Origin of the sequence: Sphingobium mellinum (assembly GCF_037860795.1) — a bacterium.
Classification (GTDB): Bacteria; Pseudomonadota; Alphaproteobacteria; order Sphingomonadales; family Sphingomonadaceae; genus Sphingobium; species Sphingobium mellinum.
Window position 1 is genome coordinate 565,778 of sequence record NZ_JBANRK010000001.1, and the last position, 15,161, is coordinate 580,938.

Here is a 15,161-nt window from a genome sequence, read left to right on the forward strand (position 1 = left end):
AAGATGGCGCATCGCGCATGATCACCGGTATGAAAGGCAAACGCGCCGTATCTCCACTGGATCAGGACAGCCTTCGCGAACTGGCGTTGCGCTATGTCGGCCGCTTCGCCACCAGCCGCGCAAAGCTGCTGGCCTATCTGCAACGCAAGGTGCAGGAACGCGGCTGGAGCGATGAAGCCCCCCCCGATGCCGAGCAATTGGTCGAGCGCCTTGCCGAGCTGCGCTATGTCGACGACAACGGCTATGCCGTGATGAAGGGGGCGGCGCTGACACGGCGCGGCTACGGTCCGCGTCGGGTCGATGAAAGCCTGCGCGCGGCAGGCATAGGCGAGTCCGACCGCGCCCAGGCCGGTGATCAGGCGATGAACGAAAGCTGGACGGCGGCCGAACGCTTCGCCCGGCGCAAGCGATTGGGACCGTTTGCCAGCACGCGCCCAGATCCCGCGCAACGCGAAAAATGGATCGCCGCTTTCCTGCGCGCGGGGCATAGCTACGCCATCGCCCGCCGCTGGACCGACGCGATGCCCGGTCAAGTACCGGAAAGAGATGATTAAGACTGGCGCTGTACCCCGATGTCGCCCCTCACGACCTTCCGAGTTTTCTTCACCTATGACACGACTGACCATCCTGTGCCTCGCCCTGCTCGGCGCTTGCTCGCAGCCGGCGCCCAAGGCGGAAGAAGCCGTCCGCGCAACCGCCCAGACCTTCACCCGCGTGCCTCTGGCGATCCATACCTCCAGCGGCACGCAGCGCTTCACGGTCGAAGTGGCGCAGACGGCGCAGGAACAGGAACGGGGGCTGATGTTCCGCAAGTCGCTCGACCCACGGGGCGGTATGCTGTTCCCCATGAACCCGCCGCGCACGGCCAGCTTCTGGATGAAGGACACGCTCATTCCGCTCGACATGGTCTTCGTCCGCACCGACGGCACGATCGCCTTCATCGCGGCCAACACCATGCCCTATTCGCGTGAGCCGATATCGGCGGGCGTGCCTGTTTCGGCCGTCCTTGAGCTGGCGGGTGGACGCGCCGCAGCCATCGGCGCGAAGGAAGGCGACACGGTCGAATGGGGGGAGTGCGCGGGGGACGCCGGGACGCCGCCGGCCAATCGGGATTTCTGCCCGCCGACGACGCGCTGACGCCATATCCGCCTTGCCAATCCCCTGGCCCGGGCTTAAGCGCTTCGGCCATGGGAATCCTTGGCAAGATCTTTACCTGGTGGAACGGCGCCACCGTCGGCACCTCCCTCTTCACCGCCCGCAACGGCACCAAGGTGGGGGAGGATCATCAGGGCAACATCTATTATGAGGGCGGCAAGGACGTAAACGGCCGCGCCCGGCGCTGGGTAATCTACAACGGCAGCAATGACGCAAGCCGCGTGCCGGCAGAATGGCATGGCTGGCTGCATCATTCGATTGAGGGAACGCCGGAAAGCTTCCTGCCGCCGCCGCGCATCTGGGAAAGGGATTTCACGCCAAACGCCACCGGCACGGCCAATGCCTATCGCCCGTCAGGAGCGCTCGAGAAAGGCGGCCAGCGGCAGAAGGCAACCGGCGATTACGAGGCCTGGAGCCCCGACGCGTCATGATTCGCGGCCGGGCGGGGGCATTCCTGCCGATTCTGCCTGTCGCCGTCCTGACGTTCCTGGCAGGCTGCGGTGGCGACGACCTGCCCACCGCCAACCAGAGCGGGCCGGTCCGTATCGAAGGGCAGAAGATCCGCAATGGCGTGGATGGTGCGCTGCCGGGCACGCCGATGGCCGAGCGGGTGGCGGTGATCGGACTGCTCAACAAGCGCAACGGCATCACCACCGACCTTAGCATGAAACCGGGGGACGCCCTGCGCGTAGGGGACGCGATCGTCCGCCTGCAGGCATGCGAAACCACCGCGCCCTGGGAAAATGTCCAGGAAACCGGCGCTTTCGTCCAGCTTGACGTTCGCAGCACCGCGGACAACAAGTGGCGCCGCAACTTTTCGGGCTGGCTGTTCAAGGAACGGCCGGACCGCAACGTCGTCCAGCACCCGATCTACGACCTATGGGTCAGAAGCTGCGCGATGTCCTGGCCGGAAAGCGGCCCCGGCACAGTGAAGCTGGGCGCCAAGGGCGAGCCGCCGGACCAAGCCGCGCCCGCCAGTGGCGCGAACGCCATTTCCGCGCAAACGCCCGAGCCGCCAACCAATGCGCCGCGCCCGGAACCCAGCGGCACGTCGCCGACCGCCACGTCCAGCAGCGAGAGATAGTCGCGCTGGCTGATCTCGATCGCGCCGAGCGATCGCAGATGATCGGTCATGAACTGGCAGTCGAGCAGGGTGAAGCCCGCAAAGCGCATCCGCGCCGTCAGCCAGGCCAGCGCCACCTTCGAAGCGTCGGTGCGCCGCGACACCATGCTTTCGCCGAAAAATGCGCGCCCCAGGGCCACGCCATAAAGCCCGCCCACCAAGTCCTCGCTTTCCCAGACTTCGATGGAATGGGCAAAGCCAATATCATGCAGGTGGCGATAGGTCTGTTCGATCTCTGCATTGATCCAGGTAGATGGCCGATCCTCCGCTGCCTCGGCGCATAATCGCATGATGCCCGTGAAGTCGCGGTTTGCGGTCACCCGAAACCGGTCGCGGCGTATCGTCTTGGCAAGCGAGTGGGACAGGTGGAAACCGTCGAGAGGCAGGATCGCTCGGCGCTTGGGCTCGATCCAGTAGACATCCTCGGCGTCGCGGTCGTCGGACATGGGGAACACGCCGATGGCATAAGCCTGCAACAACACCAGCGGATCAATCGTCATCGCCAGAGATTTAGCCGGAGGATTGCACTGGCGCCAGAGGGGCCGTGCTTTCGATTTCCGAGATGGTCGTTCAGCGTTCGCGGAGGCCCAAATACAGGTAGGCAGGGTCGAGAAGGTCAATTCCCGGCCACGCTCTACACGGTCAGATCGGCCGGATAATCTTTCACCTCGGCGACCGACTTCCTCGTCGAACGCGATACGGCAACAAAAAGGGCGAGCCTTGCGGCCCGCCCTTTACATCCGTCACAGGAACGCGATCGATTAGTAAACCCGCGCCTTCGGCTTGATATATTCAGCATCGTCGGTGAGCGTATAGTCATGCACCGGGCGATAATCGAGCGACACCTTGCCACCCTTGCCGCCCCAGCCGTCAAACCAGCTGACCGTGTGCTTCATCCAGTTTTCATCGTCGCGGTTGGGGAAATCCTCATGCGCGTGGGCGCCGCGGCTTTCCTTACGATTTTCCGCGCTGACCATCGTGCAGACCGCCTGGGACATGAGGTTGTCCAGTTCCAGCGTCTCGATGAGGTCCGTGTTCCAGATCAGCGACCGGTCGGTGACGGCCACGTCCTGCAAGCTCTGGTTGACGTGCGCCATCTTGGACACGCCTTCGGCGAGCAGCGCGCTGTCGCGGAACACGGCGGCATGCTTCTGCATGGTGTGCTGCATTTCCAGGCGAATCTTCGCCGTGGGCGACCCGCCCTTGGCGTTGCGGTAGTGGTCGAGGCGACTCAGCGCCAGATCGGCCGATTCCTTGGGCAGCGGCTTGTGCGCGCCGTTGGGCTTGAGCGTTTCCTTGAGGTGCAGGCCGGTCGCGCGACCAAAGACGACAAGGTCAATCAGCGAGTTGGAGCCCAGGCGGTTCGCGCCATGGACGGACACGCAGGCCGCTTCGCCGACGGCATAGAGGCCGGGCACGACGACTTCCGGATCGTCGCCGACCTTCGTCACCACCTGACCATGATAGTTACAGGGGATGCCGCCCATATTATAGTGCACGGTCGGCGTCACCGGCAGAGGCTGGCGGGTGAGGTCGACGCCCGCGAAAATCTTGCCGCTTTCGGTGATGCCGGGCAGACGCTCGGCCAGCACCTTGGGATCGATATGGTCGAGGTGCAGGAAGATGTGATCCTTGTTGGGACCCACGCCGCGCCCCTCGCGCATTTCCATCGCCATCGAACGCGACACGACGTCGCGCGATGCCAGGTCCTTTGCCGAAGGGGCGTAGCGCTCCATGAAACGCTCGCCCTCGGAGTTGGTGAGGTAACCGCCCTCACCGCGCGCGCCTTCGGTGATGAGCACGCCCGCGCCGTAAATGCCGGTCGGGTGGAACTGCACGAATTCCAGATCCTGGAGCGGCAGGCCAGCGCGCAGCACCATGCCGCCGCCGTCGCCGGTGCAGCTGTGCGCCGAGGTCGCCGAGAAATAGGCGCGACCATAGCCACCGGTGGCCAGCACGACCGCATGCGCCTTGAAGCGGTGGATCGAGCCATCTTCCATGCAGATGGCGATGACGCCACGGCATTCCTTGCCGTTCGGCCCATCTTCCATGATCAGGTCTATGGCGAAATATTCGATGTAGAAGTCTGCGTCATATTTCAGCGACTGCTGATACAGCGCGTGCAGCATGGCGTGGCCGGTACGGTCGGCAGCGGCGCAGGTGCGCTGCACCGGCGGGCCAGCGCCCATATTCTGCATGTGGCCGCCGAACGGACGCTGGTAGATCGTCCCATTGTCGTTGCGGCTGAACGGCACGCCGGCATGTTCCAGCTCGATAACCGCCGCCGGCGCCTCGCGCACCATATATTCGATCGCGTCCTGGTCGCCCAGCCAGTCCGACCCCTTGACGGTGTCGTACATATGCCAGGTCCAGTGATCGGGGGAATTATTGCCCAGACTCGCCGCGATACCGCCCTGAGCCGCCACGGTGTGGCTGCGAGTGGGGAACAGCTTGGTGATGCAAGCGGTCTTGAGGCCGGCTTCGGCGCTGCCCATGGTCGCGCGCAGGCCTGAACCGCCCGCGCCCACCACGACCGTATCGTAGGTATGATCGATGATCTTGTAGGCTTCGGTCATCAGGAAGCTGCTCCCGTGAATGCGATCTTCGCGATGGCGAAGATGCCGGCGGCCGCGCCGGCGATGGTGTAGAAGTTCAAGAGCAGGATGGAGAAGAAGTTCAGGCCCTTGTCGTGAACATAATCCTCCAGCATGACCTGCATGCCCAGGCGGAGATGATAAAAGATGCTGACCAGCATCAGCATCAGGGGCACGGCGACCAGCGGATTGGCAATCCAGTTGCGGACGCTTTCATAGTCCAGGCCGGGCAGGCTCACCAGGCTGAAGATCAACCACAGGACCAGCAGCAGGTTGCCCACGGCGGTATAACGCTGCGCCAACCAGTGATGCGCGCCATGCCTGGCCGATCCAAGGCCACGGACGCGACCGATTCCGGTTCCGTTTCCCATCAGATTTTCCCCGAGAAGATGGTGGCCCACAGCGCCACGGTGGCAAGCGTCGACAGGACCGGGATGACAAGCGACCAGGTCTTGTTGGTGTTCAGTTCATAGCCCGCGCCCATGTCGAGCACGAAATGGCGCAGCCCCGACATCATGTGCTGGAAGAAGAACCAGCTGATCCCGATCATTACCAGATAGCCAAGCGGCGAGGTGGCGCATCTGACGAACTGGGCATAGGCGTCGGGGCCCATGGCGGTTGCCATCAACCACCACACCACGCCCAGGATTCCGACGGTGGCGAGGCCGTTTCCGGTCACGCGGTGCAGGATGGAGATCGCCATGTGCGGCCCCCATTTCCAGATCGTCAAATGCGGCGAGAGCGGCCGGCTCTTGGTTCGCGCCATGTCAATTCCGTCCCTGATGCTTGTCCCTGATTCCCGTCCCCTTAAGAGCGAACGGACAAGAGGGCAAGCCGCCCCGTCCGAGCGTTCGGCCGATCGCGGCTAAGAAGTGATTAACCAGATTGCGTTATCAGGCGAGCAACGGGAAAAAGATTGGGATGCTGCCGCACATGACTTCCGCCACGTCCAAGAACTCCATCTTAGAAATGTTGAAGGACGCAGACGCCCAGGGCGATCTGGCCAAAGGCATGAAAGAAATACGCGCGATCATCGGCGACGAGGCTTCCGCGGCCGCGCGCACCTTCTACGAATCCTATATGGAACAGACCGGCCTGCGCTCACGCCTGGCCGCCTCGACCGTCGCGAAGATCGAGACCGAAGCGCATGAGTATGTGCGCCAGAAGCTTAACCATTATGAAGCCGGTGACTGGGCACTATCCACAACGGAATGCGTGCGCCACGCGCGCAAGCATGGCGCACCGCTGAAGGCGGTGCTCCTGCCGATGTCGCTTGCCAATGAAGTGATGGTGGACCTGCTGTGGCAGCGCGTGGACGACCCGGCGACGCTGCGGCGCCTGGTCAGCATCATGATGAACGTCGCCATGGTCGATGCCAGCCTCATGGCCAATGTGAAGGCGCTCGACGAAGCGGCGGAACAGCGCAGCGAGCGGCAACGGTTCGGCACGATGTTCGAACAGCGCATCATGGGCGAGATCGACAGCGCTTCGCATCTGGGCGAATCGCTGCGCGAACAGGCGAAGGACGCGTCGGCCGCGACCCGCGGGATGCTGGGCAAGGCATCGGAAGTCGCCGCAGCCGCCGAACAGTCCGCGCTGGCGATGCGGGAAGCGGCCCGCACCTCAGCCGGTCTGATCCGGGCGATCGAGGATGCCCGTACCGAGGTGGAAAGCGCCGCGGGCGTGGCGCAACGCGCGGCTCGCCAGTCTGGCGACGCCGTAACGATGTCCGCCACCCTGTCGGAACATGCCAAGTCGATTGAATCGATCCTGGGCCTGATCCGCGACATCGCCGGGCAGACAAATCTGCTTGCGCTCAACGCCACGATCGAGGCCGCCCGCGCTGGCGACGCCGGCCGGGGCTTCGCGGTCGTCGCTCAGGAAGTGAAGAGCCTCGCCAACCAGACGGCGCGCGCGACCGACGAGATTGCCGGCAAGATCGCCGACATCCAGGCGTCGACGCGCCAATCGGTCGAAACCAATGAACGAATTCGCGAAACGGTGGGCGAAGTGCAGGCGAGCGCAGACCGGATCCGCCATGCGATGGACGCCCAGGCGCAGACCGTGACCATGATCACCGCAGCAGTGGACGAAACCGCGCTGGCCGCCGATTCGATGTCGACCACCATATCCGCGATCCGGCAGGATACAGAGGTTGTCGCGTCCGAAATCGATCAGCTGGAACGAGGCTTCATGAGCGTGGAAGGCAAGCTGACGAGCCTGCGTCACGCCTCTTCGGACTTCGGCCGGCAGGTGGCCTGAGGCGAGGTTCGCCGCCACCCGCGCGGCGACCGACTCGCTTCCCCTGCTGCCCTTGCTGGAGTAGAGGCAGCGGCATGACCGAACTTGCCGCTCCTTCGTCGTCGCAAAGCTGGAAAGTCACCCTGCCCTGCACCCGTGCAGAAGCGGAGGCCCTGGACGGCGAGATCGCCGCTTTCGCGCTCATGGATCGGCCGCCCGTGCTGATGACGAGCGAAGCCTCGCCCGACGATGACAATGCCTGGCGGCTTGACGCCTATTTCGAAGGCGAGCCAAGCCCAGCCGCCATCAAGCTGCTGCGATCGCTGGTCCCCAGCGCCGCGGGCACCAGGCCAACGGTCGAGCAGTTGCCCGACGAGGATTGGGTGACGCTAAGCCAGCAGGGCCTTGAGGCCGTCACCGCCGGCCGCTTCCATATCCGCAATCTCGCCAGCGATCCTGAACGGCCGGATCACGTCAATTTCCTCATAGAAGCGGGCCGCGCCTTCGGCACGGGACAACATGAAACGACGGCAGGCTGCCTGGTCATGCTGGATCGGATGCGGCGAATCGGCATGCGGTTCGGCAATGTCGCCGACATCGGTACGGGCACCGGCCTGCTCGCCTTCGCCGCCCTTCATCTCTGGCCCCGCGCCTATGCGACCGGGTCGGACATCGATCCCGTCGCGGTCGAGATCAGCGCTCAGAACGCCGCAGCCAATGGCGTTGCGGCAGGGCGAGGACAGGGCCAGCTTGCCCTTTATACGGCGGCAGGGGCAGATCATCCCGCGATCACCACGCGAGCGCCCTACGACCTGCTGATCGCCAACATCCTCGCCGGCCCGCTGATCGAACTCGCGCCCTCGCTCTGCGCGCTCGTTGACGAAGGCGGCACCCTCCTGCTCGCCGGGCTGCTCGAAGGCCAGGCGGACGCGGTGCTGGCCGCCTATCGCGCGCAGGGGATGCGCCTTGCCGAGCGGATCGACCGGGGCCACTGGCCGACGCTGCGCCTGCGCAAGCGCCCCCGGATCGGCTGGAAGCGCCCGAGGCGCATCGACAGCGGCGCACGGGGCGAGGCGCCGGGCTTCGGGAGCCTCTGAGGCCCGCCTCGACAGGATCGGCGCGCACGGAGGCAGGACGGGCGGCTGGCCCGAACCGTGGTTGCCACCGGCATCAAAGTCCCTAAATTCGACGCTTCGCCCACGTCCAAGGAGCAGCACCATGACCATCGCCCGCCGCGTCGTCCTTCATGAAGCTCCTGGCGGCACTTTCGAAAGCATGGCGGTGTTCGACGATCGGGCGGACGGGCCGCGTCCCGGCATCCTGCTGTTCCCCAATGTGCTCGGCACCAAGGAAGCGGACTTCGTCCATGCCGAAAAGGTCGCCGCCCTGGGTTATGCAGTGCTGGTCACCGATCTGTATGGCCAGGGCAAGCGGACCAGCCGCGCCGACCCCGACATGGGCCGCTACATGGCCGAACTGAATGCCGATCGTTCCCTGTTGCGCGAGCGGCTGACCGCTGCGCACGACCTGCTTCGTTCGCGCGAGGAAGTGGACGCTGCGCGCACGGCGGCGATCGGCTTCTGCTTCGGCGGCAAATGCGTGCTCGATCTCGCGCGCAGCGGCGCCGATCTGGCGGGCGGGGTGAGTTTCCATGGCGTCTATGACGCGCCTCCCTTTCCCAGCGAACGGATCAGGACGAAACTGCTGATCTGCCATGGCTGGGACGATCCGATCGCGCCGCCCGAGGCGACCGTGGCGCTGGCGCGGGAGCTGACCGAGGCGGGCTGCGACTGGCAGATTCACGCCTATGGCCACACTGGCCACGCCTTTACTGACCATGATGCGAAGATGCCGGACAAGGGGCTGGCCTATCAACCCGAGGCGGATCGGCGCAGTTTCCGGTCGATGGCGGATTTCCTTGGCGATCTGTTCGGCTGATGGCGGCCACCTTGGCCTCCCTCTCGCCCGCCCCGCTCAAATAGCGTCGATCATCTCCGCCAGGACCGCGAGGCAGTCCTTTGCCAGTTGCATCGATCGCGCGGGCGACCAGCCATATTCGGGGTCGGGCAAGTCGTCATTGTCCTTGAAGGGCATTTCCAGCGTCATCGCCACCGCGCCGAAGCGTTCCGCGATCTGGTTGGTGGACATGGACAGGTTGGCCTTGCCCTTGGCCGCCACCGGATAACCGCGCTTCGTCTGGAAGTCGGGCGTCCGCGCGGCGAGCGTGTCGCGATAGCGGTGGAAGAGGGCGAGCTGTTCCGGCCGGATCGACGGGATGCCTTCAAACCCCGCGAGGAACACGGCCGGGATCGCCTCGTCCCCATGCACGTCGATCGCAAAGTCGACGCCAGCCTCATCCATCGCCCCGCGCACGAGACAGACTTCCGGGCTCCGTTCCATCGACGGGTCATGCCATTCGCGGTTGAGGTTGATGCCCGCCGCATTGGTGCGCAGATGCCCGCGCCGACTGCCGTCCGGGTTCATGTTCGGCAGGATGTAGAATGTCGCTTTCGTACGCAGCAGCCTCGCCACCGCATCCTCGGGATCACACAGCCGTTCCAGCGCGCCTTCGGCCCACCATTCCGCCATGCTTTCGCCCGGATGCTGGCGGGCGTAGAGCCATACCCTCTTCGGCCCATCCCCCAGCGTCAGCAGGTCGATGGGCTGGCCGTCCAGCGATAGGCCGAGTTCGCGGTGCACCACCCCGGGCTGGCTCGCCGCCCAGGCGACGAGGTCATGGTGCCGTTCCATCGAATAGGGCGCGAAATAGGCGATCCAGACCGCATTGACCCGCGGCTTGAGGCTGATGGTCAGCGTACCGCCGGAATAGCTGGTGTCGACCTGCCGCCAGCTTTCGCGATCCTCGCTGGCGCGCGCCTTGTAGCCCGGCCAGCCGTCGGGATAGGCCGCCGTGCCGCAATTGCGGATCGCCAGTTCCACTGCCCGCCCCTCGACACCCGCGACGCGGAAATGGAACCACTGGTAGAAGTCGCTCTGCCGATCCTTGAGGATTTCCAGTTCGACCCGGACGCCGGCGGCGGTTTCGGAAAGGGAGAGGAGGCGAATATTGCCGCTGTCGAAGGCGCTCGTGATCGAGATGGTCATCGCACGGTTATAGTGCGCCCCGATTCACCGGGATAGCCCCCGATCAACGCCGCCGCGAGCTTTTGCGCGGCAAGGCCGGGCTGCGCGGCGGGCGTGCCTTCGCGCGCCTGCGTCAGCGCCCGCCCTTCCCAGATGGTGCTCGAATCGGACCGCCGGCGGATCTGCACCTGAAGCTCTGTCGTCACCTCATCCTTGGGCCGTCCCGACAGGTTGATGCCAATGCCGAGGCCCAGGCCGGAATAGCCCCGGCTGCCAACGGCGCCGCCAACGCCGACGCTGACCGGGCGGCCATCATCGCCATAGCCGGTCGGCCGGAAGCTGCGGCGGAAGCCCACCAAAGCGACATAGTCACTGCGCGCGCCGGGCGCCGCCGAGGTGAAGCCGACCCGCTGCAATTCCTGGTCGACGGCGGCGGCATAGGTACGGAATTCCAGGCTCACGTCCGGATTGCCGGGCATTTCCTCCACCGCGATCGCGCCGCTGCGCGCCGGATCGCCCACATGGAAGCGAGTCACTTCCACGGGCGGCACCGCCGTCGCACAGCCGGCCAGCGAAGCAAGCAGGATGGAAGGAAGAAGAAACTGCTTCATCATGGTCATCTCCGACGGTTGCCTTGCCCCATACACGGCGCCGGCCAGGCATTTCCCTCAACGCGTGAAGCCCTATCTTTGCTGCACGCAGGATGAACGCGGGCAAAAGAGCGGTGTCGCGCCCTTGACTTTCCGCCGCCCCCCCCATAGGGGCTGCGCTTCGATTTTACGATCACGTACAGATTCATAAGGCTGGCTTCCATGAAGATCCGCAACTCGCTCAAGTCGCTCAAGGGCCGTCACCGGGACAACCGCGTGATCCGCCGTCGCGGCCGCACCTACGTCATCAACAAGACGAATCGCCGCTTCAAGGCGCGCCAGGGCTGATCCCTTGGCGGATATCGTCGCCGTCATATTCGACGTCGGCAATGTCCTGTACCATTGGGAGCCCCGGCTCCTCTACGAGCGCCTGATCCAGGATGATCAGGCGCTCGATGCGTTTTTGCGCGATGTCATCACGACGGAATGGCACGCCCAGCATGACGTGGGGCGGCCTTTCGCGGAAACCAGCGCGGAACTGATCGCCCGCCATCCCGATCACGCACCGCTGATTCGCCTGTGGGGCGAGCGGTTCATCGACAGCGTCCAGCCGGCCGTGGCGGGAATGCCCGAACTCGTGGCCGACCTGCACCAGCGCGGGGTGCCGCTTTATGGCCTCACCAATTTCAGTGCCGAGTTCTGGGCGCCCTTCCATGCCCGCGAAGCCGAGCTGTTCGCGCCATTCCGCGACATACTGGTGTCGGGCGTGGAAGGACTGGTCAAGCCCGATCCCGCCATCTACCGCCTGGCGCTCGACCGCTTCGGCCTTGCGCCGCACGAAAGCTTTTTCATCGACGATCGCGAGGAGAATGTCGCGGCGGCGCAGGCGCTCGGCATACGATCGCATCAGTTCCGGGACGCGGCGACGCTGCGCGGCCAGTTGGGCGCGATCGGCCTGCTCTAGAGCATAATCCGATCTGACTGGATCGGATTATGCTCAATTCCTCTTGTATTTTCCGCATTTTCCAAGTCAGCAGATGATGCCATCTGCCTGGAAAACGCTCTAATCCCGCCCCTTGAGCTCATCGCCGCGAATGGTGGCGACATGCAGCACGTTGGTTGACCCCGGCGTGCCGAACGGCACCCCCGCCAGCACGACGATCTTGCCACCCTTATGGGTCATGTTGTGCCGCAACGCCATGCGCCGCGCCTTGCCGACCATTTCCTCGAACGTGCCGATGTCCTTGGTCCGCACGGCATGTACGCCCCAGGTCAGCCCCAGCTTGCGCGCCGTATCCGCGCGCGGGGTCAGCGCCAATATAGGGGTCAACGGCCGCTCCCGCGCTACCCGGCGGACCGTGCTGCCCGATGAGGTAAAGCAGGTGATCGCGCTCGCCCCCACGACCGACACGATGCCCGCCGCCCCCTCCGCCAGGGCATCGGCCGTGGTGGAATCGGGTTTCGTTTCGGTAAAATGGAGCCGGGCGAAATAGCCAGGGTCGCGCTCTACGCTGTGGGCGATGCTGTCCATCATCGCCACCGCCGCCTCCGGCCAGTCGCCCGCGGCCGTTTCAGCCGACAACATGATCGCGTCCGCCCCGTCATAGACGGCGGTCGCCACGTCCGACACTTCCGCACGGGTCGGCGTCGGCGCCTTGATCATCGATTCGAGCATCTGGGTCGCCACCACCACCGGCCGCCCCATGCGCCGCGCCGTCGCGACGATCTGCTTCTGCAAGGGCGGCACGGCCTGGGGCGGCAGTTCGACGCCCAGGTCGCCGCGCGCCACCATGACCCCGTCGGCCAGCTCGATGATTTCTTCCAGCCGCTGAACCGCCGATGGCTTTTCAATCTTGGCCATGAGGGCGCCATAGCCGCCCATCAGCTTGCGTGCCTCCGCCAAATCCTCGGGCCGCTGCACGAAGCTGAGCGCGATCCAGTCGCAACCCTGCGTGATTGCAAAGGCGAGGTCCCGGCGATCCTTGTCGGTCAGCGCCGGCACCGGCACGACCACGTCGGGCACGTTGACGCCCTTGCGGTTCGACAGGGTACCGCCCACTTCGACGATGGTTTCGATGCGGTCGGGCGTGACCGACTTGACGCGCAGCACCAGCTTGCCATCGTCCAGCAGAAGCCGCGTTTCGGGCAGCACCGCCGCGTAGATTTCCGGATGCGGCAGGTTCACGCGGCGCGCGTCGCCCGGCGCCACATCGCCATCCAGCACGAAGCCCGCGCCGGGTTCCAGCACCGCCAGCCCGCGCTCGAACGTGCCGACGCGCAGCTTGGGACCTTGCAGGTCGGCCAGGATCGTGGTCGGCCGGCTGAATTCCCTTTCCAGTCCCCGGATCGCGGTGATCCGGGCGGCATGGTCTTCATGCGCGCCATGGCTCATGTTGATGCGGAACGCGTCGGCCCCGGCAATGAAAAGCGCCCGGATCATCTCCGGACTGTCGCTCGCGGGGCCCAGGGTCGCCAGGATACGCACCTTGCGCGAACGGGGCGGCAGCTTCGTCATTCTTCTCGATGCTCCTGATCGTCGGGAAGCCGCTGGCTTGCCAGGGCGACGTTTTCGATTATCCGTGGCTTACGACAGGATGATGTAGACCAGCGAAAGGATCGCCGTGCCCGACACCATACTCACAGATGCCGTCGCCGCAACCGCCTTCCGCCGGCTGGTCGCGCATTTGCAGCATCGCACGGATGTGCAGAATATCGACCTGATGGGCACGGCGGGATTTTGCCGCAACTGCCTGGCCGACTGGATCGCGGAGGCCGACGGCACGCTGACGAAGGATGAGGCGCGCGAAATCATCCATGGCATGCCGTTTGCCGAGTGGAAGAAGCGCTATCAGAGCGAAGCCGCGCCGGAACAGGTCGCGCGCATGCAGGAGAGTGTGGCGAAGAACGCCGACACGCATTAGAGGCGTAGGCGAAACCGATTCACACGCATCTGGAGACCATGAATAATGAGCGAGGGCAACGTCGCCGCTGATCAGCTACGCCTTCTCATCGAGCGCATCGAGCGGCTCGAGGAGGAAAAGAAGGGAATCGGCGATGATATCAAGGACGTGTATCTGGAAGCGAAGGCAACCGGCTATGACGCGAAGATCATGCGCCAGATCGTCCGGCTGAGGAAAATGCCGCAGCACGACCGACAGGAAATGGAAGCGATCCTCCAGACCTATCTCGCCGCGCTGGGGATGGAGTAACATCCAGTCCAAACAAGGAGAGCGCCCATGTCCGAGATCATCGTCAGCACCACCAGCCGGCTGGAAGGCCGGCCGGCCAAGGAATATCTCGGCATCGTCACCGGCGAGGTGATCGTGGGCGCCAACCTGTTCCGCGACCTGTTCGCCAGCGTGCGCGACATCGTGGGCGGTCGTTCCGGCGCCTATGAGGACGTGCTCCAGCGCGCACGCGAACAGGCGATCGGCGAAATGCGAATGCGCGCCGCGACCCTGGGCGCCAATGCCGTGGTGGGCGTCGACCTGGATTATGAAGTGCTGGGGTCCAACGGGTCGATGCTGATGGTATCGGCGTCGGGCACCGCCATCCTCGTCTAGTTGCGCATGGCGGCCGTGGTCGCTAGAGAGCGCGCTTCAGATCACCGACAAGTTTAGGAGCAGGCCGTGGCCGGCCATAGCAAATTCAAGAATATCATGCATCGCAAGGGCGCGCAGGACAAGAAGCGCTCGTCGATGTTCTCCAAGCTCAGCCGCGAAATCACGGTGGCGGCGAAGATGGGCCTGCCCGATGCGGACATGAACCCGCGCCTGCGCCTCGCGATCAACGCCGCCAAGGCGCAGTCGATGCCCAAGGACAATATCCAGCGCGCGATCGACAAGGCGTCGGGCGGCGACATGGAGAATTATGAGGAAATCCGCTACGAGGGCTATGGCCCCGGCGGTGTCGCCATCATCGTCGAGGCGCTGACCGACAACCGCAACCGCACCGCGACCAATGTCCGCACCGCCTTTTCCAAGAATGGCGGCAATCTGGGCGCGTCGGGCGCGGTGAGCCATGGCTTCGACCGCATGGGCCTCATCACCTATCCGGCGAGCGCGGGCGATGCCGACGCGATCTTCGAGGCCGCACTCGAAGCGGGCGCCGAGGATGTCGTGTCGAATGAGGACGAGCACGAGATCTGGACCGCGATGGACGCGCTCCACGAAGTCGCCAAGGCGCTCGAAGCCAAGCTCGGCCCGGCCGAGGGCGCCAAGCTCGCCTGGAAGCCGCAGACCACGGTCGAGGTCGACGAAGGCAATGCCGCCACGCTCATGAAGCTGGTCGACACGCTGGAAGATGACGACGACGTCCAGACCGTCTGGGGCAATTATGAAGTGTCCGACGAGGTCATGGAGAAGCTGAGCTGAT

General features: G+C 64.8%; 19 protein-coding genes and 1 pseudogene. 13 read left to right on the forward strand and 7 right to left on the reverse strand.

Translation table 11 applies throughout. The annotated features are described in order from the left end of the window. Window positions 1-29 precede the first annotated feature (29 nt). The 4 genes and pseudogenes from AAC640_RS02855 to AAC640_RS02870 form a co-directional block, all read left to right on the forward strand. A complete protein-coding gene (locus tag AAC640_RS02855) occupies window positions 30-554 on the forward strand; it encodes a regulatory protein RecX (RefSeq protein ID WP_340264881.1) in 525 nt (174 codons plus the stop codon). A gap of 55 nt (window positions 555-609) precedes the next feature. After that, entirely contained in the window at window positions 610-1,137 is a 528-nt protein-coding gene (locus AAC640_RS02860) for a DUF192 domain-containing protein (protein ID WP_340264560.1), read from the forward strand. Between the two features lie 50 nt (window positions 1,138-1,187). Next, a complete protein-coding gene (locus AAC640_RS02865) occupies window positions 1,188-1,586 on the forward strand; it encodes an NADH:ubiquinone oxidoreductase subunit NDUFA12 (protein WP_340264561.1) in 399 nt (132 codons plus the stop codon). A gap of 233 nt (window positions 1,587-1,819) precedes the next feature. Next, window positions 1,820-1,990 (forward strand): annotated as a pseudogene (locus AAC640_RS02870) (DUF2155 domain-containing protein); the annotation flags it as partial. A gap of 35 nt (window positions 1,991-2,025) precedes the next feature. Here the strand turns inward: AAC640_RS02870 and aat are convergent. The 4 genes from aat to sdhC all read right to left on the reverse strand — a co-directional run bounded on the left by aat (window position 2,026) and on the right by sdhC (window position 5,638). After that, entirely contained in the window at window positions 2,026-2,778 is a 753-nt protein-coding gene (gene aat, locus AAC640_RS02875) for a leucyl/phenylalanyl-tRNA--protein transferase (RefSeq protein WP_340264562.1), read from the reverse strand. A gap of 261 nt (window positions 2,779-3,039) precedes the next feature. Further along, window positions 3,040-4,854: a succinate dehydrogenase flavoprotein subunit gene (gene sdhA / locus AAC640_RS02880; RefSeq protein ID WP_340264563.1), complete on the reverse strand. Its 1,815-nt coding sequence runs from the start codon at window positions 4,852-4,854 to the stop codon at window positions 3,040-3,042. After that, a complete protein-coding gene (sdhD, locus tag AAC640_RS02885; protein ID WP_340264564.1) occupies window positions 4,854-5,243 on the reverse strand; it encodes a succinate dehydrogenase, hydrophobic membrane anchor protein in 390 nt (129 codons plus the stop codon). Before sdhD ends, sdhA begins: the two co-directional genes overlap by 1 nt. Continuing rightward, window positions 5,243-5,638 (reverse strand): succinate dehydrogenase, cytochrome b556 subunit, encoded by a 396-nt coding sequence (sdhC, locus tag AAC640_RS02890; RefSeq protein WP_340264565.1) that lies wholly within the window; start codon window positions 5,636-5,638, stop codon window positions 5,243-5,245. Before sdhC ends, sdhD begins: the two co-directional genes overlap by 1 nt. Before the next feature lie 203 nt (window positions 5,639-5,841). Here sdhC and AAC640_RS02895 point away from each other — a divergent pair, with 203 nt between their 5' ends. The 3 genes from AAC640_RS02895 (at window position 5,842) to AAC640_RS02905 (ending at window position 9,051) form a co-directional block, all read left to right on the forward strand. Next, window positions 5,842-7,134, forward strand: coding sequence for a methyl-accepting chemotaxis protein (locus AAC640_RS02895; RefSeq protein ID WP_340264566.1), 1,293 nt, complete (start codon window positions 5,842-5,844; stop codon window positions 7,132-7,134). Between the two features lie 74 nt (window positions 7,135-7,208). After that, window positions 7,209-8,210 (forward strand): 50S ribosomal protein L11 methyltransferase, encoded by a 1,002-nt coding sequence (locus AAC640_RS02900; protein WP_340264567.1) that lies wholly within the window; start codon window positions 7,209-7,211, stop codon window positions 8,208-8,210. A gap of 121 nt (window positions 8,211-8,331) precedes the next feature. Then, window positions 8,332-9,051: a dienelactone hydrolase family protein gene (locus tag AAC640_RS02905; RefSeq protein ID WP_340264568.1), complete on the forward strand. Its 720-nt coding sequence runs from the start codon at window positions 8,332-8,334 to the stop codon at window positions 9,049-9,051. Window positions 9,052-9,087: 36 nt separating this feature from the next. On the opposite strand, the gene AAC640_RS02910 is transcribed toward AAC640_RS02905, so the two are convergent. Both AAC640_RS02910 and AAC640_RS02915 read right to left on the reverse strand, forming a co-directional pair. Beyond that, complete coding sequence (locus AAC640_RS02910; RefSeq protein ID WP_340264569.1) at window positions 9,088-10,218, reverse strand: M14 family metallopeptidase; 1,131 nt, start codon at window positions 10,216-10,218, stop codon at window positions 9,088-9,090. After that, window positions 10,215-10,811, reverse strand: coding sequence for a DUF4136 domain-containing protein (locus AAC640_RS02915; RefSeq protein ID WP_340264570.1), 597 nt, complete (start codon window positions 10,809-10,811; stop codon window positions 10,215-10,217). The genes AAC640_RS02910 and AAC640_RS02915 overlap by 4 nt, the downstream gene beginning before the upstream one ends. Window positions 10,812-11,009: 198 nt before the next feature. On the opposite strand from AAC640_RS02915, the gene ykgO reads away from it, so the two are divergent. Both ykgO and AAC640_RS02925 read left to right on the forward strand, forming a co-directional pair. Then, window positions 11,010-11,135: a type B 50S ribosomal protein L36 gene (gene ykgO, locus AAC640_RS02920; protein WP_004210176.1), complete on the forward strand. Its 126-nt coding sequence runs from the start codon at window positions 11,010-11,012 to the stop codon at window positions 11,133-11,135. 4 nt (window positions 11,136-11,139) lie between these two features. Beyond that, window positions 11,140-11,751 (forward strand): HAD family hydrolase, encoded by a 612-nt coding sequence (locus AAC640_RS02925; protein ID WP_340264571.1) that lies wholly within the window; start codon window positions 11,140-11,142, stop codon window positions 11,749-11,751. A gap of 99 nt (window positions 11,752-11,850) precedes the next feature. Here AAC640_RS02925 and pyk read toward each other — a convergent pair whose 3' ends face one another. Further along, window positions 11,851-13,302 (reverse strand): pyruvate kinase, encoded by a 1,452-nt coding sequence (gene pyk / locus AAC640_RS02930; RefSeq protein WP_340264572.1) that lies wholly within the window; start codon window positions 13,300-13,302, stop codon window positions 11,851-11,853. A 106-nt stretch (window positions 13,303-13,408) separates the two neighbouring features. Here pyk and AAC640_RS02935 point away from each other — a divergent pair, with 106 nt between their 5' ends. The 4 genes from AAC640_RS02935 to AAC640_RS02950 all read left to right on the forward strand — a co-directional run bounded on the left by AAC640_RS02935 (window position 13,409) and on the right by AAC640_RS02950 (window position 15,160). After that, a complete protein-coding gene (locus AAC640_RS02935; protein ID WP_340264573.1) occupies window positions 13,409-13,708 on the forward strand; it encodes a DUF1244 domain-containing protein in 300 nt (99 codons plus the stop codon). Window positions 13,709-13,753: 45 nt separating this feature from the next. Next, on the forward strand, window positions 13,754-13,996 hold the full coding sequence (locus tag AAC640_RS02940; RefSeq protein ID WP_340264574.1) for a DUF2312 domain-containing protein: 243 nt from the start codon (window positions 13,754-13,756) through the stop codon (window positions 13,994-13,996). Window positions 13,997-14,023: 27 nt separating this feature from the next. Further along, entirely contained in the window at window positions 14,024-14,350 is a 327-nt protein-coding gene (locus AAC640_RS02945) for a heavy metal-binding domain-containing protein (protein WP_174525906.1), read from the forward strand. A 66-nt stretch (window positions 14,351-14,416) separates the two neighbouring features. Continuing rightward, complete coding sequence (locus tag AAC640_RS02950) at window positions 14,417-15,160, forward strand: YebC/PmpR family DNA-binding transcriptional regulator (protein WP_340264575.1); 744 nt, start codon at window positions 14,417-14,419, stop codon at window positions 15,158-15,160. Window position 15,161 lies beyond the last annotated feature (1 nt).

What these genes read in the sequence shown, in the direction of transcription:
- AAC640_RS02865 (WP_340264561.1), top strand. Translation starts at nt 1,188, where the DNA reads ATGGGAATCCTTGGCAAGATCTTTACCTGGTGGAACGGCGCCACCGTC.
- ykgO (WP_004210176.1), top strand. Translation starts at nt 11,010, where the DNA reads ATGAAGATCCGCAACTCGCTCAAGTCGCTCAAGGGCCGTCACCGGGAC.
- sdhD (WP_340264564.1), bottom strand. Translation starts at nt 5,243, where the DNA reads ATGGGAAACGGAACCGGAATCGGTCGCGTCCGTGGCCTTGGATCGGCC.
- AAC640_RS02855 (WP_340264881.1), top strand. Translation starts at nt 30, where the DNA reads ATGAAAGGCAAACGCGCCGTATCTCCACTGGATCAGGACAGCCTTCGC.
- aat (WP_340264562.1), bottom strand. Translation starts at nt 2,778, where the DNA reads ATGACGATTGATCCGCTGGTGTTGTTGCAGGCTTATGCCATCGGCGTG.
- pyk (WP_340264572.1), bottom strand. Translation starts at nt 13,302, where the DNA reads ATGACGAAGCTGCCGCCCCGTTCGCGCAAGGTGCGTATCCTGGCGACC.
- AAC640_RS02905 (WP_340264568.1), top strand. Translation starts at nt 8,332, where the DNA reads ATGACCATCGCCCGCCGCGTCGTCCTTCATGAAGCTCCTGGCGGCACT.
- AAC640_RS02900 (WP_340264567.1), top strand. Translation starts at nt 7,209, where the DNA reads ATGACCGAACTTGCCGCTCCTTCGTCGTCGCAAAGCTGGAAAGTCACC.
- sdhA (WP_340264563.1), bottom strand. Translation starts at nt 4,854, where the DNA reads ATGACCGAAGCCTACAAGATCATCGATCATACCTACGATACGGTCGTG.
- AAC640_RS02910 (WP_340264569.1), bottom strand. Translation starts at nt 10,218, where the DNA reads ATGACCATCTCGATCACGAGCGCCTTCGACAGCGGCAATATTCGCCTC.
- AAC640_RS02860 (WP_340264560.1), top strand. Translation starts at nt 610, where the DNA reads ATGACACGACTGACCATCCTGTGCCTCGCCCTGCTCGGCGCTTGCTCG.
- AAC640_RS02915 (WP_340264570.1), bottom strand. Translation starts at nt 10,811, where the DNA reads ATGATGAAGCAGTTTCTTCTTCCTTCCATCCTGCTTGCTTCGCTGGCC.
- AAC640_RS02895 (WP_340264566.1), top strand. Translation starts at nt 5,842, where the DNA reads ATGTTGAAGGACGCAGACGCCCAGGGCGATCTGGCCAAAGGCATGAAA.
- AAC640_RS02940 (WP_340264574.1), top strand. Translation starts at nt 13,754, where the DNA reads ATGAGCGAGGGCAACGTCGCCGCTGATCAGCTACGCCTTCTCATCGAG.
- AAC640_RS02945 (WP_174525906.1), top strand. Translation starts at nt 14,024, where the DNA reads ATGTCCGAGATCATCGTCAGCACCACCAGCCGGCTGGAAGGCCGGCCG.
- sdhC (WP_340264565.1), bottom strand. Translation starts at nt 5,638, where the DNA reads ATGGCGCGAACCAAGAGCCGGCCGCTCTCGCCGCATTTGACGATCTGG.